Source organism: Phycicoccus jejuensis, assembly GCF_000720925.1.
Taxonomy (GTDB): Bacteria; Actinomycetota; Actinomycetes; order Actinomycetales; family Dermatophilaceae; genus Phycicoccus; species Phycicoccus jejuensis.
This window is the reverse complement of sequence record NZ_JOEE01000021.1, coordinates 1-4,414: the sequence shown is the minus strand read 5'-3', so window position 1 is coordinate 4,414 and position 4,414 is coordinate 1. Positions and strand designations below refer to the sequence as shown.

General features: G+C 67.3%; 4 protein-coding genes, 1 pseudogene and 1 other annotated feature. Of the genes and pseudogenes, 2 read left to right on the top strand and 3 right to left on the bottom strand.

The genetic code is table 11. The features are described 5' to 3' along the window. Nucleotides 1–356: 356 nt before the first annotated feature. From IG69_RS22345 to IG69_RS0119280, 3 genes are read right to left on the bottom strand one after another with little or no spacing between them, the layout of a single operon-like run. Nucleotides 357–539 (bottom strand): hypothetical protein, encoded by a 183-nt coding sequence (locus IG69_RS22345; protein WP_157577739.1) that lies wholly within the window; start codon nucleotides 537–539, stop codon nucleotides 357–359. Next, nucleotides 536–1,246, bottom strand: a complete 711-nt coding sequence (locus tag IG69_RS0119285; protein ID WP_169742109.1) for a Panacea domain-containing protein — start codon at nucleotides 1,244–1,246, stop codon at nucleotides 536–538. Before IG69_RS0119285 ends, IG69_RS22345 begins: the two co-directional genes overlap by 4 nt. Before the next feature lie 55 nt (nucleotides 1,247–1,301). After that, complete coding sequence (locus tag IG69_RS0119280) at nucleotides 1,302–2,942, bottom strand: recombinase family protein (RefSeq protein WP_030529792.1); 1,641 nt, start codon at nucleotides 2,940–2,942, stop codon at nucleotides 1,302–1,304. A 429-nt stretch (nucleotides 2,943–3,371) separates the two neighbouring features. Between IG69_RS0119280 and IG69_RS0119275 the strand changes: the two genes are divergently transcribed. After that, entirely contained in the window at nucleotides 3,372–3,698 is a 327-nt protein-coding gene (locus IG69_RS0119275) for a transposase (protein WP_030529791.1), read from the top strand. Further along, nucleotides 3,656–3,784, top strand: a sequence feature (AL1L pseudoknot). It overlaps the preceding gene by 43 nt. After that, nucleotides 3,692–4,279 (top strand): annotated as a pseudogene (locus IG69_RS0119270) (IS3 family transposase); the annotation flags it as partial. It overlaps the preceding feature by 93 nt. The gene IG69_RS0119275 and the pseudogene IG69_RS0119270, both read left to right, overlap by 7 nt. Nucleotides 4,280–4,414 lie beyond the last annotated feature (135 nt).

Below are 4,414 nucleotides of genomic sequence, written 5' to 3'. Positions count from 1 at the left end.
CACGGAACTCGGGAGGGTATGGACGAGGCACTGTCGGAGCCTTCCAGTTGGGCCCTCGACTCACCACCACCACTGGAAACCAAACCGGGGGGCAGGTCAAAGTGTCAACCAGACCTTCAGCAGTCCCCGTTGACTTCGCTCAGGAGAGTGGCCAGCGAGGTCAGTGTCGCCGCCCGGTCTGGACCTTGCAGGTAGCGATCTCCCGGATGAGTCGGAACGGGGTGTCGGTCGCGAACGTGTGGATGTGTTGGGCGGGGCAGAAGTACGAGCCGCCCTTGGAGATGTCCACGGTCCGGATCCGCCCGGCACATGGGTAGACGTCACGGAAGAGGGCCTCGTGGAAGTGGCATGGGTGCTCAAGGTCGTACTGTCCCGGCAACGGCCGGTGTGGCGATCTTGATGTCGCGCACCATCGAGATTCGAGTCTCGGTCTCTTCAAGGCGCGCCGGGTCTGTGATGCCGAAGCTGTTGAGAAGGGTGCCGGTGGCAGGGTCGCAGTACGGGTCGTGCGTCGTCACCGTCGCGTAGGGATCGCTCACCCGCTCGGTGTGTAGTGCGCAATCAGCGACGCAGCGACCTCGTCCGCGTCGCGCCGGCCCAAGGCGAAGTCCTCGAGAGTGGACTCAGAACCGTGGCCGCCCGACTGCCCCTCAAGGGCGGCGTTGGCACGCGCGTGCTTGACCGCGTCCGCCGGCGCAAGGACCTGCCCTCCGTAGTAGGAGGCCATCGACTCGACCGTGATGGGCTCGCGACCACGCTGTTGGGCGCCCAGGCCCCGACGTGCAGCCACCCAAGGAGCTTTGATATACGTGATCGCCGACAGCTCATCGCCAGTGAGGCGCCCGTAGGCCCGCACGACCCTGTCGATCACGGCCCACGACTCACTGCCTAATCCGGAGGGGTCCCCCACGCTCCACCAGGTCAGGTTGCGTCGGCCCCGGTGGTGCTCGTACAGCCGGTAGACCACACGGCCATCCCGCCACGCCTCGACCTCGTCGGCAAACAGCTGCTTTCCGGTGGTTGCCGTCCACGCCTGCGCGTAGCACACGAGCTTCTGCAGCTTCATGGCGTCCATACCGCCCAGCCGTGACAGGAACGCAGCGGCGACGTCGTCAACTGACTCCGCACCCGCTTCTTCCCTCACCGGTCGATACGTCAGTTTACGTGCCGGCACCCCCATCGAGGGTGCTGCCTCGCCGCCGGCATCGACCGCAAGACCGCGCTTGAGGGTGACTGTGCGGGCCACGCACGCGCCGTCACGCATCGCCGGCGGCCTGCCCATCCTCTGGTCAGCGCACGGATTAGTCCTCTCGCCAGTTGATGGACAGGCGGCCGAGGTCGAACCCCCGCCCTGCCTTACCCGAGTCCACCCGGACGCTCTCGATCAGCAGCTTGTAGACCTTCAACCGCTGAGACTTCGGCAGCGACTGTAGAGCGGCGCGCACGCTGCCCAACGTCTCCGCCGCGTCGAGGAACGTCTCCGGCAGGGTGGACGGGGGGCGGGACTGACGCACGAGCGTCGCGGCCTCCCCCATCAGCTCCTGCTTCAGCCTCGAATACCGCTGCGCACCCCCAGGGTCACTGAAGCCTCCACCGGGACGGAAGTGCTCTCGGTCGAGGTTCTCCAAAGCCTCGTTCACGGCTGCCAACCGCCGCTCAGCGGCCTGCCTTCGCACGTAGTCCTCCTGCACCTCGTTCGCCTGGTGGCGCGCGAGGCTGACCGGGTCGCTCAGCAGTCGTGCCACCGCCTCGAACACAGCGTCCTCGACGCGGTCGGCGACAACCTTGCACCGGCGCGTACAGGCGGTCGACATCGACGGGGTGCAGCGGTAGGAGCGCACCTGCGACCGGTCGCGAGGACCGCCGTCAGCCTGAACCATCGTCTTTCCGCACGAACCACACCGAAGCAGACCGCGCAGGGCCGAGTCCGTGGCGGCTCCGGAGCGGGGCGCGTAGGTCTGTTTCGCGTCTCGGATCCGGAAGAACACGGCCGGCTCAACAACCGGGGTGTAGGGGGCAATGGGCCGGCCGTCGCTGTCGTGCACGATCTGCTTCGAGATCGTGGAGAACCCCGCGTAACGGGGGTTGTGCAGCATGCGGTGCAGCCGGCCGGTGGTCCACTCCTGATCGCTGTCGTTGAGCCACCCCTTTTCGTTCCAAGCGTTCGCGATCCCCATCAGGGTCTCGCCCGCCACCGCGCGCTCGAAGAGCTCCCGCACCAGGTCCGCTCTCGAGCGCATCCCATACCTCTTGCGCGGCTTGTCATCCGGCACCAGGCGCCGGATCGGCTTCTTGCGCTCGGGGAAGGGTGAGGGCGCCTTCTTCTTCTTCATCCCGAACGGCGCCTTGCTCGTGACCGCCCCGTGCGCCGCCATCTGCGCCTGCCACCCGCTCGTGCGCAGGCTGGTCTTGTGCACCTCCTGCGCCGCCGTATCGGCGGCCATCTCCACACCGATCGACATCGGCCCATGCACGTGCAGGTGCTTCTCAACGCAGAAGTACAGCTCCACGCCCGCGCTTTCCAGCACGTTCATGATGAGACGGTTCTCGGCCTTGTTGCGCACCCAGCGCGTCACGTCCCACACGACAACCCCGTCATACCTGCCGGCCAGCAGGTTCTTCAGAAGCTCCTCCATCTCCGGCCTGAAAGCACCGCCCTTGGCCGAGATGTCGTCGTCGATGTAGACGTCTCGACTCTCGTCCCACACTCCCCCAAGCTCGCGCCCGCGCACGAACATGGTCTCGATCTGGCGCGAGAGCGAGACGCCTTCTTCAACGCGACGCGAACGACGCCCGTAGAACGCCAAACGGGGAGTGACCCGGCACGGCTCGACGCGCACGCTGGGCACGCGAAGCAGGATGCTGTCTTCCTTGGCGACCGCGCCGCGCGACCATGCCTCAGGTCGGGTCCGTGACTGCTGCTGGCTGATGTCTGTGGTCATGACCTGACCGGTCCGGGCCTGTCCGTGCGCGGCAATCAGCCACGCCTACCGTCGCGCAGGCCGACGACGGCTCAACTGAACGTACGCCGTTCTAAACCGTGGGGCGAGCAAGGACTGGGCTTCATCCACGCGATAGCTCGGCACGATGACTCGCCCTGCGGCTGCCGCCCGCTCCGCCCATGCTGCCAACGCATCCATGCCCCACTATTTCACCTTTGGCGAAGTATGGGAAGGGCGCTTGACACTACCGGCCCTTCCCGAGGCCAACGGCCACTCCCCTCTAATCGCGACAAGGTCAAAACCACGCAGGCCACCAACGCGACCACGAAGAGTGAGGCTCGAACGACCGCCGGCCAGCCCTGGCGCTCCTCGACGAGCTGAACCGCCCCGGGGTTGATGGAGGGTCTGATTCCGCGAAGGATGATGACCATGCCAGCACCGAGGAAGTATCCGCAGGAGCTGCGGGAGCGAGCGATCAGGCTCGTGGTGGAGGCGCGTGAGCAGGACCCTGAGCTGTCGGTGAACGCGGCGGTGGTGCGGATCGGATCTCGTACCGGCGTCAACGCGGACACGTTGCGCGGGTGGGTCAAGCAGGCCGATATCGATGCCGGCCGTCGGGCGGGCACCACCACCGATGACGCCAAGAAGATCAAGGACCTCGAGGCCGAGGTCAAGGAGCTGAAGCGGGCCAACGAGATCCTGTTGGCGGCCTCCTCGTTCTTCGCGCGGGAGCTCGACCCGCGACTTCCGTGGTGATCGCGTTCATCGCCGAGCACCGCGACCGGTTCGGGGTCGAGCCGATCTGTCGCGTGCTGAGCGAGCACGGCGTGAAGATCGCCCCGTCCGCCTACTACGCGGCGATCGGCCGCCCACCGTCGGCTCGGGCGGTTCGTGACGCGAGGCTGCTCGAACTGATCGCCGCCGTGCACGCTGACCGCAGCAAGGGCCGGGGCGTGGCCGGGTATCGCAAGGTGTGGCACTTGCTGCGCCGCGACGGGCACGAGGTGGCCCGCTGCACCGTGGAACGCCTGATGCGCCGGGCCGGGTTGCGCGGGGCCAGCCGTGGCCGTACCTGGAAGACGACCGTGCCCGACCCCGCGGCCGCCCGGCCGGCGGACCTGGTCCAGCGTGACTTCACCGCGCCGGCCCCGAACCGGCTGTGGGTGGTCGACTTCACCTACGTGCCGACGTGGGCCGGGGTGTGCTTCACCGCGTTCGTCACCGACGTCTACTCCCGCCGCATCGTGGGCTGGCGCACCGCGAACCGGATGCCCACCGAGCTGCCCCTGGACGCCCTGGAGATGGCGCTGTGGGTGCGCTCCCGTGCCGGGCACGACGTCACCGGAGTGGTCCACCACTCCGACGCCGGGTCGCAGACCGGACTCAACCGGTGGTCGCAACACCGACTGAATGATGTTGGGACAGTAGCTCGTCGAGGGCTTCGGCGGGTGTCTTCCATCCGAGGGTCTTGC

Excerpts from the sequence above, each read along its gene's own strand:
- IG69_RS0119280 (WP_030529792.1), bottom strand. The coding sequence starts at position 2,942 with ATGACCACAGACATCAGCCAGCAGCAGTCACGGACCCGACCTGAGGCA.
- IG69_RS0119275 (WP_030529791.1), top strand. The coding sequence starts at position 3,372 with ATGCCAGCACCGAGGAAGTATCCGCAGGAGCTGCGGGAGCGAGCGATC.